Source organism: Dactylosporangium sp. McL0621 (assembly GCF_049995355.1).
In the GTDB taxonomy this organism is placed as follows: domain Bacteria; phylum Actinomycetota; class Actinomycetes; order Mycobacteriales; family Micromonosporaceae; genus Dactylosporangium.
Map to the genome: position 1 here is coordinate 7983551 of NZ_CP188259.1, position 25187 is coordinate 8008737.

At 75.2% G+C, this 25187-nt stretch carries 24 protein-coding genes and 2 pseudogenes; 14 read left to right on the top strand and 12 right to left on the bottom strand.

Going from position 1 to position 25187, the window contains the following annotated elements; all coding sequences use genetic code 11:
• Positions 1-11: 11 nt before the first annotated feature.
• The 5 genes from ACPPVO_RS37705 to ACPPVO_RS37725 form a co-directional block, all read right to left on the bottom strand.
• Entirely contained in the window at positions 12-563 is a 552-nt protein-coding gene (locus ACPPVO_RS37705) for a hypothetical protein (protein ID WP_360379389.1), read from the bottom strand.
• An 11-nt stretch (positions 564-574) separates the two neighbouring features.
• A complete protein-coding gene (locus ACPPVO_RS37710; RefSeq protein WP_426503343.1) occupies positions 575-1207 on the bottom strand; it encodes a hypothetical protein in 633 nt (210 codons plus the stop codon).
• A 526-nt stretch (positions 1208-1733) separates the two neighbouring features.
• Positions 1734-2768, bottom strand: a complete 1035-nt coding sequence (locus ACPPVO_RS37715; RefSeq protein WP_426503344.1) for a glycoside hydrolase family 18 protein — start codon at positions 2766-2768, stop codon at positions 1734-1736.
• Entirely contained in the window at positions 2765-3304 is a 540-nt protein-coding gene (locus ACPPVO_RS37720; protein ID WP_426503345.1) for a hypothetical protein, read from the bottom strand. Before ACPPVO_RS37720 ends, ACPPVO_RS37715 begins: the two co-directional genes overlap by 4 nt.
• A 39-nt stretch (positions 3305-3343) precedes the next feature.
• Complete coding sequence (locus ACPPVO_RS37725) at positions 3344-3727, bottom strand: BlaI/MecI/CopY family transcriptional regulator (RefSeq protein WP_426503346.1); 384 nt, start codon at positions 3725-3727, stop codon at positions 3344-3346.
• A gap of 44 nt (positions 3728-3771) precedes the next feature.
• Here ACPPVO_RS37725 and ACPPVO_RS37730 point away from each other — a divergent pair, with 44 nt between their 5' ends.
• The 4 genes from ACPPVO_RS37730 to ACPPVO_RS37745 are packed head-to-tail and all read left to right on the top strand — an operon-like array spanning position 3772 to position 8655.
• Positions 3772-4665: a M48 family metalloprotease gene (locus ACPPVO_RS37730; RefSeq protein WP_426503347.1), complete on the top strand. Its 894-nt coding sequence runs from the start codon at positions 3772-3774 to the stop codon at positions 4663-4665.
• Positions 4662-6071, top strand: a complete 1410-nt coding sequence (locus ACPPVO_RS37735) for an FGGY family carbohydrate kinase (protein ID WP_426503348.1) — start codon at positions 4662-4664, stop codon at positions 6069-6071. Before ACPPVO_RS37730 ends, ACPPVO_RS37735 begins: the two co-directional genes overlap by 4 nt.
• The gene (locus ACPPVO_RS37740; RefSeq protein ID WP_426503350.1) at positions 6068-7447 is read left to right on the top strand and encodes an NAD(P)/FAD-dependent oxidoreductase; all 1380 of its coding nucleotides are present in this window, start codon (positions 6068-6070) and stop codon (positions 7445-7447) included. The genes ACPPVO_RS37735 and ACPPVO_RS37740 overlap by 4 nt, the downstream gene beginning before the upstream one ends.
• A complete protein-coding gene (locus tag ACPPVO_RS37745; protein WP_426503351.1) occupies positions 7444-8655 on the top strand; it encodes an NAD(P)/FAD-dependent oxidoreductase in 1212 nt (403 codons plus the stop codon). The genes ACPPVO_RS37740 and ACPPVO_RS37745 overlap by 4 nt, the downstream gene beginning before the upstream one ends.
• 38 nt (positions 8656-8693) lie before the next feature.
• Here ACPPVO_RS37745 and ACPPVO_RS37750 read toward each other — a convergent pair whose 3' ends face one another.
• Positions 8694-9671: a pentapeptide repeat-containing protein gene (locus ACPPVO_RS37750; protein WP_426503352.1), complete on the bottom strand. Its 978-nt coding sequence runs from the start codon at positions 9669-9671 to the stop codon at positions 8694-8696.
• Between the two features lie 82 nt (positions 9672-9753).
• On the opposite strand from ACPPVO_RS37750, the gene ACPPVO_RS37755 reads away from it, so the two are divergent.
• On the top strand, positions 9754-10716 hold the full coding sequence (locus ACPPVO_RS37755; protein ID WP_426503353.1) for a DUF1152 domain-containing protein: 963 nt from the start codon (positions 9754-9756) through the stop codon (positions 10714-10716).
• A gap of 12 nt (positions 10717-10728) precedes the next feature.
• Positions 10729-11412: a DinB family protein gene (locus ACPPVO_RS37760; RefSeq protein ID WP_426503354.1), complete on the top strand. Its 684-nt coding sequence runs from the start codon at positions 10729-10731 to the stop codon at positions 11410-11412.
• A gap of 179 nt (positions 11413-11591) precedes the next feature.
• On the opposite strand, the pseudogene ACPPVO_RS37765 reads toward ACPPVO_RS37760, so the two are convergent.
• A pseudogene (locus tag ACPPVO_RS37765) lies at positions 11592-12257 on the bottom strand (chitosanase); the annotation flags it as partial.
• Positions 12258-12386: 129 nt separating this feature from the next.
• Positions 12387-16349, bottom strand: a complete 3963-nt coding sequence (locus tag ACPPVO_RS37770; RefSeq protein WP_426503355.1) for a hypothetical protein — start codon at positions 16347-16349, stop codon at positions 12387-12389.
• A gap of 873 nt (positions 16350-17222) precedes the next feature.
• On the opposite strand from ACPPVO_RS37770, the pseudogene ACPPVO_RS37775 reads away from it, so the two are divergent.
• Both ACPPVO_RS37775 and ACPPVO_RS37780 read left to right on the top strand, forming a co-directional pair.
• Positions 17223-17729 (top strand): annotated as a pseudogene (locus tag ACPPVO_RS37775) (diguanylate cyclase); the annotation flags it as partial.
• 70 nt (positions 17730-17799) lie between these two features.
• Positions 17800-18027, top strand: coding sequence for an EAL domain-containing protein (locus tag ACPPVO_RS37780; protein ID WP_426503356.1), 228 nt, complete (start codon positions 17800-17802; stop codon positions 18025-18027).
• Here ACPPVO_RS37780 and ACPPVO_RS37785 read toward each other — a convergent pair.
• Positions 17961-18980 (bottom strand): MEDS domain-containing protein, encoded by a 1020-nt coding sequence (locus ACPPVO_RS37785; protein ID WP_426503358.1) that lies wholly within the window; start codon positions 18978-18980, stop codon positions 17961-17963. The two genes, ACPPVO_RS37780 and ACPPVO_RS37785, sit on opposite strands and share 67 nt — an antisense overlap.
• A gap of 63 nt (positions 18981-19043) precedes the next feature.
• Here ACPPVO_RS37785 and ACPPVO_RS37790 point away from each other — a divergent pair, with 63 nt between their 5' ends.
• On the top strand, positions 19044-19673 hold the full coding sequence (locus ACPPVO_RS37790) for an NADPH-dependent F420 reductase (protein ID WP_426503360.1): 630 nt from the start codon (positions 19044-19046) through the stop codon (positions 19671-19673).
• Here ACPPVO_RS37790 and ACPPVO_RS37795 read toward each other — a convergent pair whose 3' ends face one another.
• Together ACPPVO_RS37795 and ACPPVO_RS37800 are read right to left on the bottom strand one after the other, a co-directional pair.
• Positions 19674-19991 carry a response regulator transcription factor gene (locus ACPPVO_RS37795; RefSeq protein WP_426503362.1) on the bottom strand — a complete coding sequence of 106 codons (318 nt, stop codon included), beginning with the start codon at positions 19989-19991 and terminating at the stop codon, positions 19674-19676.
• A gap of 485 nt (positions 19992-20476) precedes the next feature.
• Positions 20477-21127 (bottom strand): class I SAM-dependent methyltransferase, encoded by a 651-nt coding sequence (locus ACPPVO_RS37800; RefSeq protein WP_426503363.1) that lies wholly within the window; start codon positions 21125-21127, stop codon positions 20477-20479.
• Between the two features lie 64 nt (positions 21128-21191).
• Between ACPPVO_RS37800 and ACPPVO_RS37805 the strand changes: the two genes are divergently transcribed.
• The 4 genes from ACPPVO_RS37805 (at position 21192) to ACPPVO_RS37820 (ending at position 23999) form a co-directional block, all read left to right on the top strand.
• A complete protein-coding gene (locus ACPPVO_RS37805) occupies positions 21192-22046 on the top strand; it encodes a hypothetical protein (RefSeq protein WP_426503364.1) in 855 nt (284 codons plus the stop codon).
• 98 nt (positions 22047-22144) lie between these two features.
• Entirely contained in the window at positions 22145-22750 is a 606-nt protein-coding gene (locus ACPPVO_RS37810; RefSeq protein WP_426503365.1) for a DUF4232 domain-containing protein, read from the top strand.
• 2 nt (positions 22751-22752) lie between these two features.
• Entirely contained in the window at positions 22753-23247 is a 495-nt protein-coding gene (locus tag ACPPVO_RS37815) for a SigE family RNA polymerase sigma factor (RefSeq protein WP_426503366.1), read from the top strand.
• Positions 23247-23999: a DUF4232 domain-containing protein gene (locus ACPPVO_RS37820; protein WP_426503367.1), complete on the top strand. Its 753-nt coding sequence runs from the start codon at positions 23247-23249 to the stop codon at positions 23997-23999. Before ACPPVO_RS37815 ends, ACPPVO_RS37820 begins: the two co-directional genes overlap by 1 nt.
• A 129-nt stretch (positions 24000-24128) precedes the next feature.
• Here ACPPVO_RS37820 and ACPPVO_RS37825 read toward each other — a convergent pair whose 3' ends face one another.
• A complete protein-coding gene (locus ACPPVO_RS37825; RefSeq protein ID WP_426503368.1) occupies positions 24129-24524 on the bottom strand; it encodes an SRPBCC family protein in 396 nt (131 codons plus the stop codon).
• 81 nt (positions 24525-24605) lie between these two features.
• On the opposite strand from ACPPVO_RS37825, the gene ACPPVO_RS37830 reads away from it, so the two are divergent.
• Positions 24606-25187: a TetR/AcrR family transcriptional regulator gene (locus ACPPVO_RS37830; protein ID WP_426503370.1), complete on the top strand. Its 582-nt coding sequence runs from the start codon at positions 24606-24608 to the stop codon at positions 25185-25187.

Here is a 25187-nt window from a genome sequence, read left to right on the forward strand (position 1 = left end):
GGTCGCCGTTCTCACCCGCCGGCGACTCGCAGGAGCTTGCGCTGGTACTCCCCGCCGAAGTCGACCCGCGTGATCTCGTCCAGGCGCCAGGCGCTGGGCTCCTTGAGCCACTCCGCCTTCGTGTCGAGCTCCAGCAGGTTGAGCGTCTTCGGGGTGAATCCCACCACCCGGCCGATGAACACGACCTCGGGGTCGTCGCGCTCGATGTAAATGCTCACCACGCGGTACCGCTGGGCCGCCGTGGTCAGGATGCGCCGCACCGACGTGAGGTCCACGTCCTCGGGCAGCGGGGGCGGCGGCCACTGGTCGTCCAGGGCCAGCGACCGGGCCGCGAACGTCTCGGGCCCGCCGCGCGGCTCGATCGACGTGACGTCGTCGAGCCGGACGGCCGCGAAGCCGTCGAGGTAGATGTTGTGGTTGAGCACGTGCAGCGCGGCCCAGGTGTCCGCGACCGCACCGGCGTAGCCCTCGAAGGTCTCCTCCGACCAGACCCGCCCGACGCGCAGCAACTCGTGTGTGCCCTTGGCCTTGCGCAGCGCCGTGGCCGTAGTCCGCCGGGTCATGGTCGCTCACCCTACTTGCCGCCTCCCGGGGTGAGCGCGGCGAGGACGCGGGGAAGCACCGTGACGTTCCAGGCGCCGTTGTGCACCTGGATGCGCGACTTCGCCTTGTCGCCGCGCCGGGCCAGCAGGTGCAGGTACATCGGCTCGCGCCGCACGCCGGCGTACTCCGCCCAGGCGATGCTGCGGCGGAACAGCCCGCCCTTGTGGACGCCCGCGCCGTCGAGGCGCAGGCCCGCCATCTCCGCCGCGTCGCCGCCGTGCACCGCGGCGACGGCGTCGGCCGCGAGCCGGACCCCGGCGCGGTGCTCGAGCAGGTCGGCGGCCCGGGCCCACCGCTCGTGGAACGCGGTACGGGTGGCGTGGTCGACCTTCGTCTTGAGCGCACCCGTCGTGCCGGAGAACATCATGAACGTCGCCGCGTGCCGGGCGTCGCCGACGCCGAGCGTGAAGCTGGTGTGCATGTAGGCGCCGTTGACGTGCTGGTCGATCGCGCGGTACTGGATGCGCGTGATCTCACCCCAGCGAAACCCGTCCCCGTTGACGTCGACACCCTCGTCGGTGATGGTGAGCCGGGCGGTGCGTGCTTTGCCCGGTTTTGCGAGAAGCTCGAGCAGTACCTGGGTCACGCCCAGCACGCGTTCCATCCCGTTCCACGAACGTTCCGGCGCCCCGCTGCCGCGTCACCGGTTGGGCTGTGACCCGATAGGAGCCTGCGCAAGAGGCCTCGTCACTGCCTTTTGTCCGCCGGTCATGGCGGATGCATGCCGGCTTTGTTGCGGGTCTCACGCTGGGGCGCGGTCAAGGCCCGCACTGCCGCACCCCACCCGTTTGCACGCAGAACTCGCCGGGCTGTCCGTGCCCGGCTGGTCGCCGCCTGCGCAGCGTTCACCGTCGACGACGCCCGCAGCGTCGTACCTATCCCAGCAGGCTCCGGACGCACCGACCGGCACCGGCTCGACCGCGGCGGCGACCGGCGATACTCGCAGCGAGCACCCCCGAGATCGGAGTCGGTTACCGCGCCTGGTGACCTGGGCCGCTGGTCGACACCGTCCGGGGACGGCGGCGGGATTCGAACCCGCGTAACCACCTTTGGGGAAGTAGCGGTAACCTGCGCACCGGGGGTGCCCCCGTATCGTGCCCCCGCCCGCCCGCCCGCCCGGGCAACGCCGTTTACCGGAACGGCCCGGCCATCGCCTTCAGCAGGGTGTGCTCGTCGTCGTCGCCCGCGAGGTGCCACGTGAACGCGCCCCTCAGGCCGTGGCGCGCCGCGAAGGTCGCGCGCTCGGCGATCGACTCCGCGTCCTCGTAGCTCACGAACGTCTGCGTCCCGGGGTGGTACAGCCAGGGCGAGCGCGCCACCGGGTCGCGGTGCCGCTCCCAGGCCGGGTCGCTCAGCAGGTCGCGCGCGATGTCGCGGTAGTCGCCGGCGTAGACGGCGCCGGTCTGGGGCTGGAACAGCCCGGGCGGGGCGGCGCGGAAGCCGCGGCCGTAGAACGGCACGCCCAGCACGAGCTTGTCCCGCGGCACGCCGAGGCGCTCGTAGTACTCGACGGCGCCGGTGACGTTGTTCCACCGGCGCAGCCGCGGGTCGAGGGGGTCGCCGGGCACCTCGGTCAGCGGGGCGTTGAACGTGGCGACCGAGGAAAAGCCGGTGCCGAAGTCGTACGTCATGAGGTTGACGAAGTCCAGCCGCCCGGCGAGCTCGGCGAGCTCGTAGCTCTCCGCCGGGTCGTACGGGCCCGCCGACTGCAGCCGGCCCGCCGGCAGCGCCGCGGTCAGCAGCCGGTCGGGGCCGAGGCGGTCGCGCAGCTCCCGCGCCAGCAGCGTGCAGTTGCGCCGGTCCTCGGGGCGGTGGGTCACCTCGGCCGGGCCGCCCGCGACGGGGAACTCCCAGTCCAGGTCCACGCCGTCGAAGCCGGCCGCGAGGGCGAGGCACTCGTCGGCGAACGCGGCCCGGGACCGCGCGGTGAGCGCCGCGTCGGAGAAGCCGCCCGCGCCCCAGCCGCCGACCGACAGCACCGTCTTGAGGCCGAGCGCGGCGAGCGCCTCGAGGTGGGCCGGCGCGTCGGGCGGCAGCGTCAGGCGGCCCTGCTCGATCGTCGCGAAGGCGTAGAACACGTGGGTCAGCAGGCTCGCGGCCCGGGCGTCGACCGTGTACCCGGCGGCGAGGCTGGTCCCGGGAACGTACGCGCCCAGCGTGATCATCCGGGCACCGTACCAGCCTCCTGGCCGGGGCGGCGGTGCTCGGGGAGCTGGTTGAGCCACAGGGCCAGGGCCCGCGCCACCTCCTGGTCGAAGGCGGCCCGCGCCCGCAGTGCCGGGTCGCGGTCGTCGGCGGCGGCGAGGCGGCTGATGCGCAGGCGGGTCGCGGCCAGGCCGCTGGCGAGGAAGGTGTCGAAGGTCGCCGGGTTGGCGGCGTCCACGGCCAGCATGCCCCGCACGTACAGGTCGTCGACCGCGGTGTCGGGGCCGACCGCGCACAGCCAGGAGGCCTGGCGCCGGCGGCCCTCGGCCGTGGGCCGGCACGCGAGGCGGTTGGCGCTGCCGTGCCGGACCGTCGCCGGCGCCTCGATGCGGATCAGGCCGGCGCGCTCCAGCCGGTTGACGCTGATCATGACGCGGCTCAGGTCGACCTTGCGGGCCTCGCCGAAGACGGCGGTGTGCCGCTGCCACAGCTCGTACGCGCTGCTCGGACCCTCGGCCAGCAGCACCAGGACGACATCGTCCAGCGCCACCGTCATCGAGGACCTCCGACTTCAACTTCTACAGCCGTGTAGAAGTTAGCAGTCCGGGTCCTCGTTCAGCAGGTCGCGCAGCAGGCGCTCGTCCTGCTCGGACAGGCGGCTGACGAAGCGGCGCAGCACGGAGGCGCGGTCGGACTGGGCCGTGAGCAGCCGGCTGATCCGGTCCGCGACCAGGCCGGCGGCGTCGCTGAGGGCGCCGTACCGGTACGCCCGCCCGTCCCGCCGCCGGGTCACCGCGCCGCGCTCGTGCAGCCGGGTCAGCGTGGTCACGACGGCGCTGTAGGACAGGCGGCCCGCGGGGTCGACGCGCTCCCGGACCTCCCCCGGGGAGAGCGGGGCGCCCGCCGCGCCGAGTACCGTCAGGATCTCGGCCTCGAGCTGGCCGGGCCGCCGCCTCGGCCGCGCCTCGTCTGGGGTCACGGGGCAGACTGTAGCGGGAGTAGCGGGGAAGGGTTCGCCGCATCGTGTTCGATCATTTCGCCTGGTCCGTGCTCGCGGTCCCGCCGCTGCTCGTGATCGCCGTGCGGCTGCTGGCCGACCGGCTCGCGCCGGGCGCCGCGGCCCGGGCCGTGGCCTGGTCCGCCGCCGCGGCCGCGTTCGGCAGCACGGTCAACCTGGCGCTGTTCGCGGCCCACGCGGCCGCCGAGGTGCCGCCGGCCGGCCGGGCGCTGGGCTGGTCGACCGGGATCGTCGCGCGCGACACGGCGGCCGAGCCCTGGGTGCCGTGGCTCAGCATCGGGCTGCTGGCGGCCGCCGTCATCTCGGTGTCGTACCGCTGGATCCGCCAGCACCGGCTGCTCCGGCTGCTGCCGTCCGGCGGCCCGGAGCCCCTGGTCATCGTGCCCGACGCGGCCGCGGGCGCGTTCGCCGTCCCCGGCCGCCCGGGCCACGTCGTGGTCACGACCGGCCTGCGCGACCTGCTCAGCGACCGGCAGTTCGAGGCCCTCCTCGCGCACGAGCGCGCCCACCTCGCCGAGCGCCACCACCGCCTGGTGCGCATGACCGAGCTGGCCGTGGCCGCGCACCCGGCGCTGTGGTGGGTCGGCCGGCACGTCGACTACCTCGTCGAGCGGGCCGCCGACGAGCGGGCCGCGGCCGCGCTGGGTGACCGCCGTACCGTCGCCACCGCCATCGGCGCGGCCGCCCTCGCCGGCCCCGCCCCGCACCCGGCGGGCCTGCACGCGGCGAGCGTCGGGGGCATCGTGCCCCGCCGGGTCAGCCTCCTGCTGCGCCCGCACCCGGCGGTGCTGCCGCGCGTCCTGGCCGTCGTGCCGGTCCTCGTCGGCCTCTCCTCGCTGCTCTGGACCGGCGAGGCCGCCCTCGACCTGGTCCAGCTCTTCGCGGCGGCCGCCCGTTGAGCCACGTCCTCGCGATCGACCAGGGCACCTCCGGGACCAAGGCGGTGGTCACCGACCCCGGCGGGCGGGTGCTCGCGACCGCCGAGGAGGAGCTGCGGCCGGTGTACCTCGACGGAGGCGGGGTCGAGGTCGATCCGCACGCGCTGCTCGGCTCCGTGCTGCGGGCCGGGCGGCGGGCCGTCGCCGCGGCCGGGGTGCCGGTCGGGGCCGTGGCGCTGGCCAACCAGGGCGAGACGGTGCTCGCCTGGGACCGCACGACCGGCGCGCCGCGCGGCCCGGCGATCGTCTGGCAGGACCGGCGGGCCGAGACCGTCTGCGCCGCCCGCGCCGCGTCCGCCCCCCGGGTCGCCGAGCTGACCGGGCTCGTGCTCGACCCGTACTTCTCCGCCCCCAAGATGCGCTGGCTGCGCGAGCAGCGCGGCCCCGGCGGCGTCGTCACCACGACCGACACCTGGCTCGTGCACCGGCTGTGCGGCGCCTTCGTCACCGACGCGTCCACGGCGAGCCGGTCGCTGCTGCTCGACCTCGACCGGGTCGAGTGGAGCGGCGAGCTGCTCGACCTCTTCGGCCTCGCCGGCGAGGAGCTGCCCGAGATCGTGCCGAGCGACCGGATCGTCGGCACCACCGCGGCGTTCGGCGGCGACGTCCCGGTCACCGGCCTCATCGTCGACCAGCAGGCCGCGCTGCTCGCCGAGGCGTGCCTCGAGCCCGGCACCGCCAAGTGCACGTACGGCACCGGCGCCTTCCTGCTCGCCCAGCTGGGCGCGGGCGCGGCCCGGTCGCGGCAGGGGCTGGCCACGTCGGTCGCCTGGCGGCTGCGCGACGCCACCGCGTACTGCGCCGACGGCCAGGTCTACACCGCCGCCTCCGCCGTGCGCTGGCTCGCCGACCTCGGCCTCATCGGCGGCGCCGGCGAGCTCGACGCGGTCGCCGCGCCCGACAGCGGCGGCGTGCTCTGCGTGCCCGCCCTCGCCGGGCTCGCCGCGCCGTGGTGGAACCCGGCCGCGACGGCCTCGCTCACCGGCCTGACCCTGAGCACCGGCCGCGGCCACGTGGTGCGGGCCGTGCTCGAGGGCATCGCCGCGCAGGTCGCCGCGCTCGCCGCGCTCACCGGCGACGACCTCGGCACCCCGCTGACCCGGCTGCGCGCCGACGGCGGCCTCACCCGCTCCCGCGTGCTGATGCAGGCCCAGGCCGACCTCGCGCAGCGCCCGATCGAGGTGTACCCGTCCCCGCACGCGACCGCCCTCGGCGCCGCCGCCTGCGCCCGCCTCGCCCTCGACCCGGCACTGTCCATCGTGGACGCCGTCGGCGACTGGCGGCCCGCGGCCACGTTCGAGCCCGCGTGGCCGGCGGAGCGCGCCGCCGAGCACCTGGCCCGCTGGCACGCCCTGGCCTCCGCATGAGCACCCCGGCGTTCGACGTGGCCGTGATCGGCGCCGGGCTCGTCGGCGCCGCGATCGCCCGGCGCCTCGGCGGCACCGCACTGTCCACTGTGCTCATCGAGGCCCGCGCCGACGTCGGCGACGGCACCAGCAAGGCCAACACGGCGATCCTGCACACCGGCTTCGACGCCAAGCCGGGCACCCTCGAGTCGCGCCTCGTCGCCCGCGGCTACCACCTGCTCGGCGAGTACGCCGCGGCGACCGGCATCCCCGTCGAGCGCACCGGCGCGCTGCTCGTCGCGTGGGACGACGAGCAGCTGGCGGCCCTGCCCGGCCTGCGGGACAAGGCCACCCGCAACGGCTACACCGGGTGTTCGATCGTCGATTCCGGTCGGGTGTACCGGGAGGTGCCCGCCCTGGCCCCCGGCGCCCTCGGCGGCCTCACCGTCCCGGGCGAGTCGATCACCTGCACGTGGACGACGAACCTGGCCCTGGCGACCGACGCGGTGCGCCGCGGCGTCACCCTGCGGCGCGGCCACCGTGTCACCGCGGTCCGCGACGACGGCACCCACACCTGGCTCGGCACCGACTCCGGGGAGATCGGCGCCCGCTGGGTCGTCAACGCCGCCGGGCTCGGCGCCGACGGCCTCGACCGGCTCTTCGGCCACGAACGGTTCACCGTCACGCCCCGCCGCGGCGAGCTGCTCGTGTTCGACAAGCTCGCCCGGCCCAAGGCCCCGAGGATCGTCCTGCCGGTGCCGTCCAAGGTGGGCAAGGGCGTGCTCATCAGCCCCACGATCTACGGCAACGTGATGCTCGGCCCGACCGCCGAGGACCTCGATGACCGCACGGCCACCGGCACCTCCGAGGCCGGGTTCGCGTTCCTGCGCGCCAAGGGGGCGGCGATCCTGCCGTCGCTGCTGGACGAGGAGGTCACCGCCGCCTACGCGGGCCTGCGCGCGGCGGTCGACGCCGACGACTACCTCATCGACGTGGACGAGCCGCGGCGGTACGCGCTCGTCGGCGGCATCCGCTCGACCGGCCTCACCGCGTGCCTGGCCATCGCCGAGCACGTGGTGTCCCTTCTGGACGGCGCGCTGGACGTTCGCGAGCGCCCCGGGCTGCCTCCCCCGCCGCGGATGCCGAACCTGGGCGAGGCCGGTGTCCGGCCCTACCGGGACGGCGCGGCGATCGCCGGCGACCCGGAGTACGGCCGGATCGTGTGCTTCTGCGAGCGGGTGACCCGGGGCGAGATCCGCGACGCCTACGCCTCGACGATCCCGCCGGCCACTGTGGACGGTCTGCGGCGCCGGACGCGCGCGATGAACGGCCGGTGCCAGGGCTTCTACTGCGGCGCCGAGGTGGCCGCGCTGCACGAGGCCGGGGGCGCGCGGTGAGCGGGCATGTTCGCGTTGCCATTGTCGGGGGCGGGCCGGCCGGGCTGGGTGCGGCCGCGGCGCTCGCCGGGCGCGTCGGCGGACCGGTGCTCGTGCTGGAGCGGGAGTCCGCGCCCGGGGGCGTGCCGCGGCACAGTGCGCACAGCGGGTACGGCATCCGGGATCTGCACCGGATCCTCAGTGGACCGTCCTATGCGGAGCGTCTCGCCGCCCGCGCCGTGGCCGCCGGGGCCGTGGTGGAGACCGAGGCGATGGTGACCGGCTGGGCCGGCGACCGGGCGCTCGAGGTGACCTCGCCGCGGGGCCGGCGCACCGTGACCGCCGACGCCGTCGTGCTCGCCACCGGCGCCCGCGAACGGCCCCGCCCCGCGCGGATGGTGCCCGGCGACCGCCCGGCCGGCGTGTACACCACGGGCCAGCTCCAGCAGCTCGTCCACCTCCACCACCGGCCGGTCGGCCACCGCGCGGTCGTCGTCGGCGCCGAGCTGGTGAGCTGGTCGGCGGTGCACACCCTGCGGGAGGCCGGCTGCCGTACGGTGCTGCTGACCACCGAGCACCTCCGGCCCGAGCTGCGCCTGCCGCTGCGCCCGGTGCGCACCCGCACGCGCGTGGCCGCCATCCACGGGCACGGCCGGGTGTCCACAGTGGAGCTGCAGGACCTGCGCACGGGCCGCCGCGAGGTCGTCGAGTGCGACACCGTGGTCCTCACCGGCGACTGGATCCCCGACCACGAGCTGGCCCGCCTGGCCGGGCTGGAGCTCGACCCGGCGACCCGCGGCCCCCGCGTCGACACGGCGCTGCGCACCAGCCGCCCCGGCGTGTTCGCCGCCGGCAACCTGCTGCATCCGGTCGACACCGCCGACGTCGCCGCCCTCGACGGCCACCACGTCGCCGCGGCCGTGCTGTCGTGGCTGGACGGTTCCCCGGACGTTGCCGCGGGGCTTGCGCTGGTCGTCGAGCCGCCCCTGTTGTGGGCGGCGCCGCAGCTGATCCGGCCCGGGGGCCCGCCGCCCGCCCGGGGCCGGCTGCTGCTGTGGACGGCCGAGCACCGCCGCCTCCCGCGGGTGACGGCGGTGCAGGACGGCCGGCGGATCGGATCGGTGCGGCCGCCGTGGCCGGCGGCGCCCGGTCGCGTCTTCCGGGTGCCGTACTCGCTGGTGCGCGGGGCCGACCCGGGCGGCGGACCGGTCCACCTCAGCTTGTCATGACTCCCGCGCCTGCCGTGCGACGAGAGCAACGTCACTTCCTACTGACTACCGGTACCGCCGGAACTGTTGACATCGACGCCGAGATCGCGCAACCGCCCGGCGTCGAAGCCCGCGGGCCAGACTGTGGAGTCATCGGCGCGCGCGCCCGTGAGCAGCGCCGACTCGAGCCGCCGGGCCCGCAGGTCCGCCCCGCGCAGATCGGCCCCGCGCAGGTCGGCCCGGTGCAGGTCGGCGTCGCGCAGGCACGCCTCGACCAGCACCGCGCCGGCCAGCGACGCCCCGACCAGGGACGCCTGCCGCAGGTCGGTCCCCTTGAGGTCCCCGCCGTCGAGCCGGGCCCCGCTCAGCTCGGCCCGCGCGAGGGTCGCCCGCCGCATGATGACCTCGGTCAGCCGTACCCCGTCGAGGGCGGTGCTGCGCAGGTCGACCCGCGACAGGTACAGCCGCCAGGCCCCACGGGCCCGCGGGCGGCGGCCGAGCACGTTCATGGCCGCCTGCACGTCGGGGGCGCGCACGTACATCCAGGGCAGGTCGCGGTCGACGTCCCCGCCGGGCGCCCGGCCGTCCCACGGGGCGTGCCCCCGGACGAAGGCGCCGAGCATGTACTGCACAGTCGGCCGGTCGGGCCCGGAGTTGTTCGCGACGCGCCCGAGCGCGTACACCCCGCCGACCCGCACGTCGACCTTGTCGCTGCCAAGCTGCTCGACGGCCCGCCCGATCCGATCGGTGATCTGCCCGTCGCGGGCGATCATGACCTGCCGCCAGGTCGCGGCCAGCCCGGCGAGCACGACGATCCCGCCGATCGTCTGCAGCAACAGCCCGCGCGTGTTGTTCTGCAGCTGCGACTGCGCCTGCTGCAGCTCGATGCGCGCCTTGGGATCGGCGACGCCCGCGAGGCTCGCGGACGACAGCGGCGGATAGAGCCACAGCGGCCCGAGCACGATCACGACAACGAGCACCGCGACGAGCACGACGAGCGCCGTCACGACGAGCCAGGCGTGCGGACGAACACGCACAGCGCCGTCTCCCTCCGCCCCGCGGCATCGTCTGTACCGTAGCGGGTCACACCGCGCCCCGGAAAGCGCGCATCATTGGGCCGTGACCCCGTCGCTTTCGGTGCCGCCGTTGTTCGCCGCGCTCCAGGGGGCGCGGCGCGTGCTCGTCGCCGGGGCCGGTGGGGGGTTCGACGTCTACGCCGGGCTGCCGCTCGCCGTTTCGTTGTGGGATGCCGGGGTTGAGGTACACCTCGCGAACCTCTCATTCACGCCGCTCGAACTGCTCGAGGTCGACGCCTGGGCCGCGCCGGACGTCGCCGAGGTCGTTGCGGACACGGTCGGGCCGGCGGAGTACTTCCCGGAGCGCACCCTCGCGCGCTGGCTCGCCGGGCAGGGGCTTCCCGCGACGGTCTTCGCGTTCCCGAAGGTCGGCGTGCAGCGGCTGCGGCGGGCGTACCGGCACCTCGCCGAACGCCTCCGCCTCGACGCGATCGTCCTGGTCGACGGCGGCACCGACATCCTCATGCGCGGCGACGAGGCCGGGCTCGGCACGCCGGTCGAGGACATCACGAGCCTGGCCGCGGTCGCGGGCCTCGACGGGATCCCGGTGCGGCTGGTCACCTGCCTCGGCTTCGGCATCGACGCGTACCACGGCGTGGTGCACACCCAGGTGCTGGAGAACCTCGCCGCCCTGGACCGCGAGGGCGGCTACCTCGGCGCGCTGTCGATCCCGGGCGGCAGCCGCGAGGCCGAGCTGTACCGCGCCGCCGTCGCCGACGCCCAGGCCGCCACGCCGCTGCGCCCGAGCATCGTGAACGGGCAGATCGCCGCCGCGCTCGAGGGCGCCTTCGGCGACGTGCGGTTCACGACCCGCACCAGCGGCAGCCGGCTCTTCGTCAACCCGCTCATGGCGGTGTACTTCACCGTCGACCTGCCGAAACTCGCCGCCCGCTGCCTCTACCTGGACCTGATCGAGCCCACGGTCGGTATGCTCCAGGTCGCCTCGCGGATCAACAACTTCCGCATCACCGTCGATCCGCGCACGCCGCGGCAGTTCCCGCACTGAAACGGAGACCCCGTGGTTACCTTCAGCGAGTCCGACGACCTGCGCGGCGCCCGGTTCATCGGCGCCGACCTGTCCGGCGCGGTCCTGCGCGGTGTCGACCTGCAGGGCGCGGAGATCGAGTCGCCGTGGCTCTTCGAGGCGGGCAACACCTTGATCGTCAACGGCGTCGACGTGCTGCCGTACGTCGACGCCGAGCTGAACCGCCGCTTCCCCGGCCGCGCCGAGCGCCGCGCCGCCGACCCGGACGGCCTGCGCGCGGCCTGGACAGCGGTGGAGCAAACGTGGACGGCCACGCTCGCCCGCGCGGCGGCCATGCCGGCCGGCACCGTCGACGCGTCGGTGCAGGGCGAGTGGTCGTTCGCGCAGACGCTGCGGCACCTGGTGCACGCCACGGACATCTGGCTCGGCCGGGCGATCCTGGAGCTCGAGGATCCGTTCCACCCCGCCGGCCTGCGGTACGACAGCCCGGTGCAGCCGACCGCGCTGTCCTATGCCGAGATCCTGGAGATCCGGTCCGGCCGCGTCGCCATGGTGCGCGACTTCCTGGCCGAGGCCACGCCCGAGATCCTGGCCGAGCCGCGCCGCAACCCGCACGCGCCGCAGAAGTCCGTGACCGTCCTGTCGGCCCTGCACGTGATCCTGGGCGAGGAGTGGGAGCACCACCGGTACGCCGTACGCGACCTCGACGCCCTGTAGCCCCGCCGGCCGTTCAGGCGGTGATCGTGTACGGGTCGCCGTACACCTTCCAGGACAGGGGCGTCCGCAGGTCCAGGTTGCCCGCGGTCAGGAACGCCCGCTGGGCGGTGTCGACGCGGCTTGTGCGCGGCGGTACCGTCGACCCGGCGCAGCGCCGGCACGTACTTCGCCAGGGCGTTGCCGGGCACGGCCGCCGTGTAGGCCTCGACGACCTCGAGCATGTCGCCGGTGCCGGAGCAGAAGCCGATGATGCCGCCGGTGTACCCGCGGCCGTCGCCGATATCCTCGATGTACGCGTACTGGGCGCGCCAGTCCAGCGACGAGTTCTCGGCCGACGACACGATGCGCATGGCGACGTCGGTGCTCAGGTCCGCGCCGGTCACCGGCGCCGCCTCGGTCCGGTGCCCAAAGACCTCCAGCTCGGCGAGCGCCAGGCCCTTCGCGCCGCGCGGGGTCGCCGTCAGCCGCACGTAGCGCCCGCTGCCCTTGAGCCCGCCGAGGTCGTCGGTGCGGCCGTCGCCGGAGCCGGTGGCGTACAACGGCGTCCAGGCGCTCCCGTCGGCCGAGGTCTCCAGCCGGTACACCCCGGAGAAGGCGGAACCCCAGGAGAGCCGGACGCGGCTGACCGTGCCCACGGCCCCGAGGTCGACGCGCAGCCACTGCCGGCCGCGCCCGCTCGTCACCCACTGCGTCGAGCTCTTCCCGTCGACGGCCCGCGCCGCGCTCCCCGCCGACGCGGCGACGGGCCGCCCCTGCGACACCACGATGTCGGTGACCGCCAGACCCGGTACCCCGATCGCCGCCGCCGTGAACCCTGCCGCCATGCGAAGCTTCATGTCCCCCATCGGCACCCCCGCCGCCGCCCATGATCCCGGCAACCGGTCCGCTCCCGCGCGGCCACCGAACCGGAACGGGTCCCCCGCCGCCCGATGTGGCCGTTGCGCCGACCCCTGGAGTGGCCGATCCGGGGCCGGCTACGCGCCGATCAGGTCCGCGAACTCGTCAAGTCCGGACGGACGGACCCGGGCGAGCGCTTCGAGCGGGATCGTCCAATGCCCCAGGCGGTACGCCCACGCGACGAACAGCGACCCCAGCTCGGGTCCGGTGCGCATCGCGAGGCGGCACAGGGCAGCCGCCTGACGGTCGGACCCGGGAATGGTCCGGGCCAGGGCCAGGGCCCGCTCGGGGCGCCCGGCGGCGGCCGCCTCACGGGCGGCCTCCGTCAGGACGGCGGCGACGTAGTCCGGAGCTGCGCTCGATCGGGACAGGGCGGCCGCGCGCTCCTGCATGCCGATCGAACGCTGCGAGTCGGCGGCGGCGGCCTCGACGACCGCGGCGGCCGCCCGGGCCAGCGCCTCGGCCCGCAGCGTGCCGTCGGCGACCCGCCGCGCCAGCGACTCCGCCCGGTCCGCCAGGTGCTCGGCCTCGGTGGGCGTGAGGGCGATCGCCGCCGCGGCCGCCAGCAAGGTCACGATGCCCGTCAACGCCGCGTCCCGCTGGCCGGGCGACTGCATCCCCCGGGTCGTCCGCTCGGCCAGCTGCAACGTTTCGGTGGCGCGGGGCAGGTCGCCGGCCTCGACGGCCGAGCGCGCAATGGCAAGGAGGGCATCCGTCCGCTCCTGGAGGTTGACGATCGCCGAGGCGACGTCCACGGCGGTGGAGTGATCACCGGTTGCGTCGATCGCCTTGGCGAGCGCGGCGTACACCGGCGCACGGCGCGGACGGTTGGGCATCTCGGCGATCTCGCGCTCGGCCCGGGCGGCGAGCGCCCGGGCCCCGGCGGTATCGCCGGAGCCGGCGAGGACCTCGACGAAGCGGACGGCGGCGCGAGCGCGCGGCTCCCCGATGTCGATGGAGTCGAGGAGGGCGGCCACCGTTGCGGCGTCCTCGCCGGCCGGCTGGGCCGCGAGGACCGCGACCCGGGCCTCGGCCCGCAGGTCCGGCCGCTCGATGGCCCGGATCAGCTCATCGGCCGCGACGACGTCGCCCTGCGCGGCGATCCCGGCGATGCTCTGCAGAGTCGCCGTGCGCAGAGCATCGACCGCCGCCTCGTGCTCCGCCGGCGTCCGGATGGAGTCGGCGAGGTCGGCCGCCTCGCGGTAGCGCCCCGCCGCCGCGAGCGGCCCGACCAGCTCGGCCAGCACCCGGTCTCGCCCGAGTGAGCCCGGGAACAGCGCCGCGATCGCACGCGCCCGGCCGAACTCGCCGGTCGCCGCCGCGGCCCGGCTCACCTCGGCGCAGGCCGCGACCCGGTCCGTGCCGGTCAGCGTGCGTGCCATCGCCTCCGCCCGATCGAGATCGCCGGCCGCTGCGCTCGCCGCGACGATGTCCAGCCGGACCCGGTTGCGGTCTACCGCATTGCTGAGTGGCCCGGTCAGCCGCTCGGCCTCGGCATGATCGCCGAGGGCCACGACGGTCCGGGCCAGCGCCAGGCGGTACTCGGCCGCCTCGCCGATGGCGTCGAGCAGGCCCGCGGCCCGCGCGCACACGGTCGCCGCCGCCGACCGGGAACCGGCCGTCAGCAACGCCTTCGCGAGCCGGATGAGTACATCGGTGTCACGGTACGGGTCCGGAACCGCCCGCGCCGCGAGCTCCGCCGCCCGGATGAGCGCCTCCGCGTCGTACGCCAACGGCTTGGCCCCGTCCAGGTCCCCGGCCGTCCGCAGGGCGCGCGCCACGAGCGCCCGGGCCAGGGCGCCCTCGACGCCCCCGGCCGCCCCCGCCAGCGCGCGGGTCTGCTCGTCCGGGCCGGCCGCGAGCACCCGGCTCCGGACGCGGGCCAGCAGCGCCGGACCGCGTTCCGGGTGCGGGATCGCATAGACCAGCTCCTCGGCCCGGGCGTCGTCGCCGACGGCCACCGCGCCCCGTATGAGGGCGTTCAACGCCGGCGACCTCTCGCGCGTTTCCAGCAGCCGCTCCGCCTGCGACAACGCCTCGTCGAGCAGCGTGCCCGCGAGCATCGGCAGGCCCGCGGCCGCCGTGACGGCGGCCGCGTAGGCCAGAGCGCGGGCCCGGTCGGCCGGGGCCGGGAGCTTCCGGCCCAGTTCGATGGCGATCCGCAGCTCGCCCCTGGCCTTGTCGGACAGGCCCATGACCACGTACGCCTTCGCCAGCGCAATCCGGGAGCGAGCGCGAAGGTACCGGTCGTATGTCGCGGCGCTGATCTCCTTGACCCGGTCCGGCTCACCCGCCTCGGCCAGGCTCTCGGCCAGGCTCGTCCGAGCCTCCTCCTGGTGGGCGCGGTCCGGGATGGTCGCGGCCAGGGCCGCGGCCTGGTCGGCGAGCGAGCGAATCCGCGGGGTGTGCGCGACCAGAGCGCCGCCCCGCACAGCGTGGGCGGTGACCGCCGTGATCAGCGCCACGAGGGCGAGTGTCTGCTGATGGTGGTCCGCGATGGACCGCACCGCGTCGGCGGCCCAGTCGGCCAGGATCACGACCCGTTCGCCATCGCCGATCGTGCTCACGGCGTCGATCAGCTCGGCCAGCGCACCGGCCTGCCGGAACGGGTCCGGGATGGACTGGGCCATGGCCTCGGCCCGCCCGACGTGGCCGATGAGTGCCCAGACCGCAGGTGCCTCGATCGGGGTTTTCGCGTTGCGTTCGGCGAGCTCGTCGCGGCGCCGGGCAAGCCGGGCCATGAGCACCAGGTCCAGTTCGGCGGGCCGGCCGAGGATCCGGTCCTGCGCGGCGGTGATCTCGGCCAACGCGGCGGTGTCGCCGCCGGTGATCTCCAGCATCCGGTCGTGGCGGACCCGGTCGGCGGCACACGCGACCAACCGGTCCAGATCGCCGGTCGACTCCAGCAGACTGGTGTAGCCGCGCACCAGGTACTCCGGTGTGCTCTCCGGCCAACCGGCCGCGCGGAATCCTTCGGCCCAGACGTGAATCGCCCGCCGGCACCGCTCCAGGCGCTCGTCGCCCAGGACATCGAGCGCGGTCCGCTGCAGCTCCTCGTGGCCGAGGACGTAGACGTCGGCCGCCGTGTCCGGGCGCCATGTGCTCACGCGCGGCAGGAACGTCCGCCCGCCCACCCGGCGCAGGAGCCGTTCGACCGCCCGGACCTCGGCCCCGGCGAGCCCGGCCAGGTCCGGCACGCTCAGGCCGCCTCCGGCGGCGGCGAGGAGGCCGAGCACGTTCTGTTCGAGCTCCGGCCCCGCGAGCAGGCGGTCCAGCTCACGCTCGGCCTCGGTCCGGATCTCCCGAGCGTGGGGCGAGGCCGCCAGCTCGCGCACGATCGCCGGTTCTCGCAGCGGGTGGTCCAGCGGCACGTCGTCGGGGATCGGAGGGTTCGGCCTCCCGGCCACGATGATTTTCAGGCCGCTGGACGGCCGCGCCGGCAGCATCGCGGCGATGCTGTAGGCGTCGGCGCCGATGATCGTGCCGTTATCCTCGTCCAGCCCGTCGACGACCAGGACCAGCCGGTCGCCCTCCCGCTCGCACGCGGCCGCCGCCTCGGCGAGCAGGCCCAGGACCAGTGCGTCCCGGTTCGCCTCGCCGATCGGCGTCGGAACGGGCTGGTGCAGCAGCTCGGCCAGCTGTTCGAGAATGACTGTCGCGAATGCACTGCGATCGTTCTGACCCGCGAACCGCGCCGTGATGAAGAATGACACCACCCGGGTCCCCGGCGGTGGGTGCAGGACGAACCAGGAAAGCAGCGCCGATTTCCCGGCCCACGCGCCGGCTCTCCACCAGATGTACGAATCCGTTCCCGGTGCCGTACAGAATGAAGCCAGCGCCTCGAGCTCGGCGTCCCGGTCCCGCAGCCGCACCGGGGCGATCCGGCTCACCTGGTGCGGATACGCCGACCTGGCGGCGGGCTCGTCGGCCGCCGAAACATGGTAATGCAGCGTGTTGTGATCGCCGACCACCGCGGCGTCGGCGTAGATCCGGTCGATCGGGCGTCGAGGGTCGATGGCGATCGGTCCATGAAAGCACATCCGCCGGTGGCCGGATTGTTACGGGTGGTACTCGACTGGGCGGACGGGATTACATGGAATCCCTTCACTTTGCGCTGTCACGACCGATATTGCCGTAAGCCGGTCCGGCAGACCGGGGAGGAGGCACGGCTCGAAATGAGCGGGACGGACCTGCGGGCCGAGCGCGCCGACACGCGGCCGCTGTTGCTGCTGTGTCTGGGCATCTTCGGGCTCGGCTGTGTGTGGACCGTGTTCTTCGCCGCCGGGCTGCCCGCGCCCCGCGTGCTCATGTGGGCCACCGTGCCCGGGACCAGCCTCGTCGCGATGCTCACCACGCTGCGCGTGGCCCGGGCGCCCGGGCTGCACCCGGCCGCGCGGCGGTTCTGGCTGCACCTCACCGTGGTCGAGTTCCTGGTGCCCGCCGGGGCCAGCCTGATGACCGTGGCCACGTTCGGGCAGTGGTCCGACCGGCCCCTGCTGTTCGTCGGTACCGCCGTCCCGCTGCTCTCCGTCGCGCTGCTCCTGGTCATGTGGGCGCTGCTGTGGCTCCCCGTGGGCCGGCGCGACCGCGGCGAGTGGGTGCGGCTCACGCTCGACGGGGCGACCGTCACGGCCGGCGCCGCGCTGTTCCTGTGGCACCTCGTGCTGCGCCCGCTCGTGCGCAGCCACACCGACGTGCCCAAGTTCCTCGGCATGCTGCTCATCTCGCTGATGTGCCTGCTCGCGCTCGTCGCGGTGATGAAGGTCGTCATGGTCGGCAGCGGGCCGGTGACCACGGCGTCGCTGCGGCTGCTCGCGCTCACCATCATCATCGGGGTGTTCGCCTCCGCGGCGGCGCCGATCACCAACCAGCCCCGCTGGGTCGGGCTGCAGCCGATCAGCGTCATCGTGAACATGCTCGTGGTGTGCTGGGCGGCGCACGTGCAGCGCCGCACCGCCGACGAGCCCGCGGCGGCCGGGGGCGATGCGCGGCGCCGGCGGCGGTTCTCGACCCTGCCGTACGTCACCGTCGGGGCCACCTCGCTGCTGCTCGCGGTGCAGAGCTTCCGCGCCGGCAGGGAGCAGGGCGTGGCCGGCATCGCCCCGGTGGCGCTCGGGGCCATCCTCATCACCGGGATCGTCGTGGCGCGGCAGCTGTTCGCGCTGCGCGACAACGCGCACCTGCTCGACTCGGTCAGCCGGCACGAGCAGCAGCTGCAGCACCAGGCGACCCACGACACGCTGACCGGCCTGGCCAACCGGGCCGGCTTCGGCGCGCTGGTCGACGAGGCGCTGCGGGCACCCGGGCACGCCGCCGTGCTGCTCATCGACCTCGACGACTTCAAGGAGGTCAACGACACGCTCGGGCACGACGTCGGCGACTCGGTGCTCGTGGCGGTCGCCGAGCGGCTGCGCGCCGCGGTGCGCGGCGGCGACGTGGTGGCCCGCCTCGGCGGGGACGAGTTCGCGGTCCTGCTGCGACCGCAGCTTCGTGGAGGAGATCACGACCGCGGGCCGGCCGGCGGCGGTGGCACAGGCGGTCATCCACATCGCCAAGACGCTCGACCTCGCGGCGGTCGCGGAGGGCATCGAGACCGAGGCGCAGGCGCAGGTGCTGCGCCGGCAGGGGTACGAGCTGGGCCAGGGCTACCTCTACGCCCGCCCGCTGGCCGCGGAGGACCTCGCGGCGCGGCTGCAGCCGGCGCCCCAGCCGGCCTGACCGCCGACGGTCATCCGCAGCGCGAAGCCGTCGGGCGTGCGCTGCAGGCTCACGTGGTCGCAGACCTGGTGGGTGATCCACAGCCCGAAGCCGGCCGAGCGCTCGCTGGGCGCCGCCAGGAGGCCCGCGAACGGGTCCTTCGGGCCGGGGCCGGCGTCGTCGACGGTCACCACGACGCGCCCGTCGGCGGCCCAGACCCGGACCCGCACCGGCGGGCGGCCGTACCGGTGCGCGTTCGCCACGATCTCGCTCACCGCGAGCGTGAGGTCGTCCAGCTTCGCCGGGCCGACGCAGCCCTGGCCGACCGCGCGGACGATGCGGCGGGCCTCGCCGGGCGCCACGTCCGCCACGTCGGCGGCCGGGGCGTGGCGCTGCAGCCGGCCCAGCGCCGCCGGAAACAGCCGTTCGGCGTCGCCGTCGAGCTCGCCGCTGAGCAGGGCGGTCCCGGGCGAGCCGGGGTCGCCGCGCAGGGCGAAGCGCACGTCGCCGGCGTTGGTCGCCGGGTGCAGGCAGGCCAGCTCGCCGACGGCCCGGTCGCCGGCCTCCGGGCGGTACAGCGCGCACACGGCCCGCATCGGCGCGACGGCTATGTAGCGGTCGACCAGCGCCTCGTACCGCGCGAAGGCGTCGAGCCCGGCCCCGGTGCGCACGAGCGCGGTGCAGTCGGCGAAGACGCGCAGGCCGGTGTGCCCGGCGGCGAGCGCGGCCTCGGTGGCGGCGGCGTACGCGGCGACCTGGGCGTTCGGGTCCACGGCGGCGCCGGCGGCGTACGTGGACTCGAGGGAGACGAACTCCGCGCCCGCGGGCAGCCATCCGGGGTCGCCGGGGCCGGCGAACCAGACCCGCTCCCCCGCCGCGATGCCGGCCGCCAGGTACGACCGGGCATAGGCGCTCAGCTCCCGCCGATCGTCGTACGTCCAGCAGATGTGCTGGTCCGCGGCCTCGGTGCGCACACCAGAAGCGTAGCCTCCGGCAAGTTTTGCGTGAACCGCCCGGCGACCGGGTAGCCGGGGCGCATGCGAATCGGACTCATCGGCGCGGGCCACGTCGGCTCGACGCTGGCGTACTTATGCTCCGAGGCGGGCGACGAGGTCCTCATCGCCAACCGTCGCGGGCCGGACACTCTGCGTGACCTGGAGGTGGAGCTGGGGCCGAAGGTGCACGCGGCGACGCCCGACGAGGCGGCCCGCTTCGGCGACATCGTGGTGCTCGCGGTGCCGTTCGAGCAGTACCGGGACCTGCCCGCCGCGGAGCTGGCCGGCAAGACCGTGGTCGACGCGTGCAACTACTCCCGGCCGCGCGACGGCCGCTTCGCCGAGCTCGAGGACGGCCGGGTGACCAGCAGCGAGCTGGTGCAGCGGGAGCTGCCGGGCGCCCACGTGGTCAAGGCCTTCAACGCGATGCGCTGGGACCACCTGCGCTCCTACGGGCACTCGGCGGGGGCGAACCGGCGCTACGGCATCCCGGTGTCGTCCGACGACCAGGACGCCAAGTGGCGGGTCTTCGACCTGGTGGAGCAGCTCGGCTTCGAGCCGGTCGACGCGGGCGGGCTGGCCGACGGCGGGCGCAAGCACCAGCCGGGCACGACCGTGTACACCGCCGATCTCTGGGCCGACGACCTGCGCGACCGCATCGGCGTCGGCTGATCACAACGGCGGTAGCAGGCCCCGGGCGATGGCGCTGGTCACGGCGGCGGTGCGGTCCTTCACGCCGAGCTTGTCGAAGATCCGCATGACGTGGCTCTTCACGGTCGCCTCGCTGACGAACAGCTCGCGGCCGGTCTCCGGGTTGGACAGGCCGCGGGCGAGGCAGCGCAGCACGTCGAGCTCGCGGTTGGTCAGCTGCGGCAGGTCGCCGCGCCGGTGCCGCACGAGCCGGTCGGCGGCCGGGGCGGCGAGCGCGATGCCGCCCCGGGCCGCGGTGCGCACGGCCGCGGTCAGCTCCTCGCGGCTGCAGACCTCCACCCGCGACGCCCCCGCGTGCCACGTTCGCGAGCGCCTCCTGCCCGGCCCGCAGCGCGACGACCTCCGGTCTGCTACGGCGCCGCGGTGGCGATCGTGGCCGTGACCGACTCCGACGCGCTCGGCACCTTCGCGGTGATCGGCGCGGTCGTCCTGGGCGCGCTGTGGGCGGCGCGGTCGTTCCTCATCCGCGGCTCCCGCTGAAGGTCGCCCGGGCGTGGCTCAGCCGCGGCTCCCGCTGACGGTCGCCCGGGCGTGGCTCAGCCGCGGCTCCCGCTGACGGTCGCCCGGGCGTTGCTCAGCCGCGGTTCGCGCCGACGGTCGCCCGGGCGTGGCTCAGCCGCGGCTCGCGCCGACGGTCGCCCGGGCGTGGCTCAGCCGCGGCTCCCGCCGACGGTCGCCCGGGCGTGGCTCAGCCGCGGCTCCCGCCGACGGTCGCCCGGGCGTGGCTCAGCCGCGGCTCCCGCCGACGGTCGCCCGGTCTTTGCTCATCCGCGGCTGCCGCTGACGGTCGCGGTCGCCAGGATCCAGTCGGCGCCGTCCCGCTCGACCCGGCACTGCCACCCCAGACCGGCGAGCCGGTCGCGCAGCGCCCGCGGGTCGACGAAGCGCTTCACGATCCGGAACGCGCGCCCGTCGTTGAGCCGCCGCTCGACCACCTCGTCGCCGACGAACGCCTCCTTGCCCTGCTCGTCCACGTGCTCGTCGACGAAGAGCACCCGGCCTTCGTCGGCGAGCAGCGACCGGACCAGCGCCCAGAACTCGTCGAACCGGTCCTCCGGCACGTGGGAGAGCCAGGCCGCGAAGAACACGACGTCGAAGCGCTCCTCCGGCCGGAACGCGAACACGTCGGCGACCTCGAACGCGATGTCCCCGTCCCGCACCCGCGCCCGGGCGATCTCGATCGCCTCGGGCGCGGCGTCGACGGCGAGCACCGACCCGGCCTCGCGGGCGAGCGCCTCGGTCCACATCCCGGTGCCGCAGGCGAGCTCGAGCACCCGCCCGCGCGGCGCCATGGCCGCGACGAGCCGCGCGATGCGCCGCCGGGCCGCCTCGACGTCGCCGTAGGCGGTCACGTCGTACTCGCCCGCCCGGCTGCGGTAGTACCCCACCTGCTCGTCCAGCACATTGTCCGTCACCGCTCCATCGTGCCTCAACGCCGTATACTAGCGACGGCCATCTATGCCTGGCAGGCTCCGCGGCATGCGATCCTCCCTTCTGCGCCGCGGTGTCGCCGCCGCCGTCGTCCTCGCCGCCGTCCTGGCCTCCGCCGCGCCCGCGCACGCCGCGACGGGCTGGGTCACCGTCGGCTCCGACCGCGCCCGCGCGCTCGACGAGAGCCAGGGCCTGACCGTCATCCGCCGCGGTACCGGCGTCGAGTACCGCTACACCGGCGTCGGCACCATCCCGCCCGACGTGGCCGCGCGCGGGTTCGACCACGTCGGCGACCCGGACTCGGTGGCCGGCTGGTACGTGGAGCCGTACCAGCGCGGCGACCAGAACGGCAAGATGTTCCGCGCCCAGTCGCCGGGCGGGGCCTGGACCGAGTACCGCCACGCCCTCGCGGCCGGCGAGCAGTACAACAACTCGTGGGACGCGATCACGCCGGGCGGCGCGTGGATGCTGGCCGGCGAGTGGGGCACGATGGACCGCCTCCTCGGCTTCGCCACCCCCGGCCTCAACCCCGCCGCGGTGCCCGGCGCGAACCTGCCGCTCGCCTTCACCGTGCGCCTCGACCGCCCGGTGCGCGACGTGCAGGGCTGCGACTTCCTCTCCGCGACGGCCCTGCTGTGCTCGTCCGACGACCCCGACGGCACGCTGTTCGGCATCACCAAGCCGCTGCTGCGGATCGACCTCGCGCGCACCCCGGACGGCACGGACGTGACCGGCGGCGTGACCGCCCTGCGCCAGGCCCCCCTCGCCAGCGCCTGCTCGGGCGCGTTCGAGGTCGAGGGCGTCGACTACCAGGAGTCCGACGGCACCCTGCGCGTGATCGTCATGTCACCCGGCATCTGCGTCGTCTTCGACAGCAAGACCTGGCGCCTCAAGCAGGGCTGACCCGCTCCCCGCGGAAAAACAGCCGGCCCCGAGGGAACCTGACCGGCCCGCCGGGCGTGATCCCTGTGAATCGACAGGGGGACGACACAATGGGGACCATGAGACCGGCCCTGGTCACCGTGCTGCTCGCGGCCGGCGTGACCGCGGGATGCGCCGGCACCGGCACCAGCACCGGGGCCGGGCCGGCGCCGGGCCCGGCGAGCGGCCCGGCGAGCGGGGCGGCGAGCAGCCCGGCGCCGAACAGTCCGGCGACGGGCAGCCCGATGGTGGGCAGCCCGGCGGTGGGCGGGTGCACGAAGGCGCTGGGCCTGCGCACCACGCTCGGCGTGGGCGGCGCCGCCGGCGGCCACCGGCGGATGGTGCTGGTGTTCACCAACGGCGGGGCCGCGGCGTGCCGGCTCACCGGCTATCCGGGGGTCGCGGGGCTGGACGCCGGCGGCAAGCAGGTCGCGCAGGCGCGGCGGACGCTCAGCGGGTACGCGGGCGGGCCGGGCCAGGTGGGCACCGTCGCGCTCGCGCCCGGCGGAACCGCCGAGGCCGTGGTCGAGGGCACCGGCGCCGACCCGCAGACCGGTGCCGGGTGCACCGGGTTCGCGGGGCTGCTGGTCACCGCGCCCGACGACACCGCCTCGACGCGGCTGGACCTGGCCACCGACACGTGCGCCGACTTCCAGGTGCACCCGGTGACGGCGGGCACCGGCTGACGGTGTCGGCGGCCCGTGAGTTCGACGACTTCTACGCCGGCAGCTACCGCCGGATCGTGGGGCAGCTGTACGCGATGACCGGCGACCTCGGCGCGGCCGAGGACGCCGTGCAGGACGCCTATGTGCGGGCGTGGCAGCGGTGGACGACCCTGTCCGGGTACCTCGACCCGGAGGCCTGGGTCCGTACCGTCGCCTACCGCCTCGCGGTGAGCAGCTGGCGGCGGGCCGTGAACCGGCTCACCGCCCATCGCCGCCACGGCGCGCCCGACGACGTGGCGGAGCTGACCCCGGACCACGTGGCGCTCGTCGACGCCCTGCGCCGGCTGCCCGCCGACCAGCGCCGCGCGGTCGTGCTGCACCACCTCGTGGGCCTGGCGATCGACGACATCGCCCGCGAGACGGGGGTGGCCGTCGGCACCGTGAAGTCCCGGCTGTCGCGCGGCCGGCAGGGCCTGGCGGAGATCCTCGGAGACGCGTTGACCGGCGGTGTTGTGTGATGCCCGATTCCCTGGACGAACGCCTCGCGGGCCTGGCCGGGCGCGCGGAGCGCGCGAGCGCCCCGCCGCCCGTGGCCGCGATCCGCGGCCGGGCCCGCCGGCGCAGCGCCGCGACCGGCCTGGTCGCCACGGCACTGGTCGTCGCCGCCGCCGGGGCGGGCGTCGCGCTCGCCACGCGCCCGTCGCCGCACCCGGCCCCGCCGCCGCCCGCCGCCAGCGCCGGCCCGACGCCGGACGCGACCCCGTCGGCATCGGCGGCCGGCCCGCCGTCCACGGTCAGCAGCCCGCCGTCCACGCCGGGCGCGGCCGACTCCGGGACCGGGACCGGCCCCGGGGTGGTCGCCTGCCGTACCGCCACAGGCCTGCGCACCACCGCCGGCACCGACGGCGCCACGTCGGGGCACCACAGCCTGATGCTGATGTTCGTCAACGCCGGCACGTCACCGTGCCGGATGCGCGGCTACCCCGGCGTGGACGCCCTCAACGCGGCCGGCGCCCCGGTCGTCCAGGCGAAGCGCACGCTGTCCGGGTACCTCGGCGGCCCGGGCGCGGTCACCACGATCGTCATCCCGGTCGGGCACTCCGCGGCCGCCATGGTGGAGGCGGACGTGATGGGCCCGAACGGCGACGAGTGCACGGCCGGGTACGCCGCCCTGCTCGTCACGCCGCCCGACGACACCGCCTCCACCCGGCTGCCGTGGACCACCGAAAGCTGCGCCGGCCTGCAGATCCACCCCGTGATCCTGACTTAGGTCCTGTCCTGCCGGTCATGCCGGCCTGCGCCGGGCCCAGATTCGGCCTGCGCGCATCCCGCGAAGGCCGGGTTAGAACACTGGTAGCCAGGCCTCCGTCTCGGCTCGACATGACCGACAGGACAGGACCTAGCGACCGAGCTCCCGGCCCAGCACGGGCGCGAGGCGGTCCATGGTCGTGGACAGCCAGCCGGTGAGGTCGTCGGGCAGGGTGTCGTGCACCCAGACCAGGCGACTGGTGCCGTCGGGCTCCGGGAACACCTGCATCGAGGTGTTGTCGTGGGCGACCTCGTCGCCGACCCACGCGTACGCGATGCGCCGGGCCGGCTCGTCGCGGCCGACCAGGCGCTCGCGCACGACCGTGCCGTCGGCGAAGGTCAGCGCCCGTACGTCGGGCTCCACCAGGCTGCTGTCGCGCACGGCGCCGCCGGTCATGCGCACCGGCCCGCCCTCGAAGTCGCCGACGATCGCCCACACCGCATCCGCCGGGGCCCCGACGGCGATCTCACGCACTACCGATCCCATGATCCGCTCCGCTCTACTGGGTAGACAGGTCTGTCTAGTGACGAGGGCAGAGTAGACAGACCTGTCTGGTACCGTCAAGAGGTGACCCAGCCACCAGCCCGCGACCGCCTCATGGCGGTGGCGACGGCACTGTTCTACGCCGAGGGCATCCACGCCGTGGGCATCGACCGCATCATCGCCGGGGCGGGCGTGGCCAAGGCGACCTTCTACCACCACTTCGCGAGCAAGGACGAGCTCGTCCGCGGGTATCTCGTGGAGGAGTACCAACGCCAGCGCAATGCCCTGGAGGCCGTGCACCGCGCCGCGGCCGGCCCGCGCGAGGCCCTGCTGGGCATCTTCGAGCTGCTCGTCGACAACGCCGCCCACCCGCGCTTCCGGGGCTGCCCGTTCACCAACGCCGCCGCCGAGTACCCGGACCCGGACCACCCGGTGCGCCGGACCATCGCCGACTACCGCAGCTGGAACCGCGGCCTGTTCCGCGACCTGCTGGCCGCGTCCGCCCACCCCGACCCGGACGGCACCGCGACGATCCTCATGGCGATCCGCGACGGCATCGTGGTCGGCGGCGCCCTGGACGACCCGGCGGCCCTGCCGCTGCAGGTGCGCGCGACCGTCACCCGGCTGACGGACCCGGGCCGGGCCGGCGCCGTGCCTATCGTGTGA

Bases quoted from the DNA above. Each gene is read 5' to 3' on its own strand.
- ACPPVO_RS37825 (WP_426503368.1), bottom strand. From the start codon at position 24,524: ATGGGATCGGTAGTGCGTGAGATCGCCGTCGGGGCCCCGGCGGATGCG.
- ACPPVO_RS37790 (WP_426503360.1), top strand. From the start codon at position 19,044: ATGCGAATCGGACTCATCGGCGCGGGCCACGTCGGCTCGACGCTGGCG.
- ACPPVO_RS37715 (WP_426503344.1), bottom strand. From the start codon at position 2,768: ATGATCACGCTGGGCGCGTACGTTCCCGGGACCAGCCTCGCCGCCGGG.
- ACPPVO_RS37720 (WP_426503345.1), bottom strand. From the start codon at position 3,304: ATGACGGTGGCGCTGGACGATGTCGTCCTGGTGCTGCTGGCCGAGGGT.
- ACPPVO_RS37710 (WP_426503343.1), bottom strand. From the start codon at position 1,207: ATGGAACGCGTGCTGGGCGTGACCCAGGTACTGCTCGAGCTTCTCGCA.
- ACPPVO_RS37810 (WP_426503365.1), top strand. From the start codon at position 22,145: ATGAGACCGGCCCTGGTCACCGTGCTGCTCGCGGCCGGCGTGACCGCG.
- ACPPVO_RS37805 (WP_426503364.1), top strand. From the start codon at position 21,192: ATGCGATCCTCCCTTCTGCGCCGCGGTGTCGCCGCCGCCGTCGTCCTC.
- ACPPVO_RS37740 (WP_426503350.1), top strand. From the start codon at position 6,068: ATGAGCACCCCGGCGTTCGACGTGGCCGTGATCGGCGCCGGGCTCGTC.
- ACPPVO_RS37705 (WP_360379389.1), bottom strand. From the start codon at position 563: ATGACCCGGCGGACTACGGCCACGGCGCTGCGCAAGGCCAAGGGCACA.
- ACPPVO_RS37820 (WP_426503367.1), top strand. From the start codon at position 23,247: ATGCCCGATTCCCTGGACGAACGCCTCGCGGGCCTGGCCGGGCGCGCG.
- ACPPVO_RS37770 (WP_426503355.1), bottom strand. From the start codon at position 16,349: ATGTGCTTTCATGGACCGATCGCCATCGACCCTCGACGCCCGATCGAC.